Consider the following 518-nt stretch of genomic DNA (forward strand, 5'->3'; position numbering starts at 1 on the left):
CGCGGGCTGCCGGGGTGGGCCTCCTCGCCGGGAGGGCGGGCCGGGCACGGCCAGTGCAGGGCCTCCCCCGCGTCGAGCCGGTCGTAGCTGATCCCGGAGTAGTCGGCCGGGCCGCCCGCCGAGGCCGCGCGCAGCTCGTCGAACACCATCCGTGGGTCCGCGGGAAACCCAGCGACACCCAGCTCGGCCGCCAGCCCGGAGATCACCTCCAGGTCTGTTCGCACGCCCTCGGGTGGCCGCAGGGCACGGCGGCGCCGCAGCACCCTGCCCTCCAGGTTGGTCATCGTGCCCTCCTCCTCGGCCCACTGCGCCACGGGAAGCACGACGTCGGCGGCCATCGCCGTCTCGCCGGGCACGACGTCGGCCACCACGAGCAGGTCGAGCGCCGCGAGCCGCTCGGTCACCGCGTTCGCGTCGGGGGCGGAGACACGCAGGTTCGAGCCGAACACGAGCAGCGCGCGCGGGCCGTCGGGGCGCCCCAGCGCGGCGATCAGCTCCGTCGCGCTGCGCCCCGGCCC

Annotated in this window: 1 protein-coding gene; it reads right to left on the reverse strand. The window is 77.0% G+C overall.

What is annotated here, in order from left to right; all coding sequences use genetic code 11:
* On the reverse strand, positions 1–518 hold a 518-nt coding region (locus MMF94_RS43230), incomplete at both ends, for a molybdopterin oxidoreductase family protein (protein WP_241043306.1).

It is taken from the genome of Pseudonocardia alaniniphila (assembly GCF_022524485.1).
Taxonomy (GTDB): Bacteria; Actinomycetota; Actinomycetes; order Mycobacteriales; family Pseudonocardiaceae; genus Pseudonocardia; species Pseudonocardia alaniniphila.